The organism is Deltaproteobacteria bacterium CG11_big_fil_rev_8_21_14_0_20_49_13, from assembly GCA_002796305.1.
Classification (GTDB): domain Bacteria; phylum UBA10199; class UBA10199.
The window spans coordinates 1,008-2,128 of the sequence record PCWZ01000080.1; the positions used below are offsets into that span (position 1 = coordinate 1,008).

The window sequence follows — 1,121 nt, forward strand, 5'->3', positions numbered from 1 at the left end:
TACGAGCCACTAAATTATAAACACTTGTCTGACCGGCGGTGCCCACAAGTTTTTGCAACAGTCCCCACAAATCTCGGATCCCACTGTCGCCGCCTGTTCCACCGGTTATCATTTGTAAGATGTGATTTGCAAAACTGGCCAAAAAACCATCCCCGTCATTCATCAGATGTTTAGCTATCGTTTTGCTATTGTATGTACCAGGAAAGTCTTTCCGTAACGGCAAAAATTGCCTTGCATATATATTGGCGATCGTCACCGTTTCTTCCGGCGAAAGCTTCAGGCCGAACAGGACCATTTCACCCCATGTGGCGACTAAGTTTTCTGCGGTAGGGATATCCCTGACAAGAAGTCCTGGTGATGTTTCGTGAACGTCTCCTGCCATAAAAACTCTCGCGCCGCCGGCAAGCGAAGCGTCTCCCGCCATCGCCAACGAAAACCCATATGCACTCTTCTGGGGGACCATGTCGGCCAGCGCTCCGGCTATTGTGTGTGCCGCGTCATAAATAACTCTAAACGGGGAAAGAAACAGATCTGGGAGGTCTTTTCTTGGAACAAACAGTGCATCTGCACCTGCACGGGCGAGAGCGTAAAGAGGACCAGTAACGCGTCGTCTAGATGAAGAAACGCCAAGGGCTCTCCCCGGACCTGCGGTATTCGCGGTAGGCAGAACGCCACCGGATTCGAACGCTTGATTTAACTCGCCACAGGTAATCGGCAAACCGTTGTTGCCTGTGGCTCCAACAACCCCAACATCAACCGAAGGAACTCGTGGTCCGATTTCCACCGGCGGCAACGATACTCTTGGAACCAAGGTTGTCACTCAGAGTCACCCCTTAGAGTTACCATCCCCCGCTCGGAAAAATACGCATACATTGTATTTATCGGCAGTGCCACAAAAAAGTTGCTAAATAACCGGTCGAAAGTTGAAGATAAATTTGAGTCAAATTTAAGAAAGTGGGATATCTATTGGATATATAATATGAATTAGCAATTAAGTAAAGATGGTGTTTTTAATGTTTTCAAGAAATCCCTTTCTGCTATTGGCAAAACTTGAGTTATAACGAACGGGCACCTCTATAAACTACTCACGCTGTCATTGCGAGCCCCGAAGGGGCGCGGCA

1 pseudogene (only partly in view) is annotated in these 1,121 nt (G+C 48.3%); it reads right to left on the reverse strand.

Annotated elements, in window-relative coordinates:
• A pseudogene (locus tag COV46_07815) lies at positions 1–793 on the reverse strand (hypothetical protein); it reaches 1,007 nt to the left of the window's first position.
• Positions 794–1,121 lie beyond the last annotated feature (328 nt).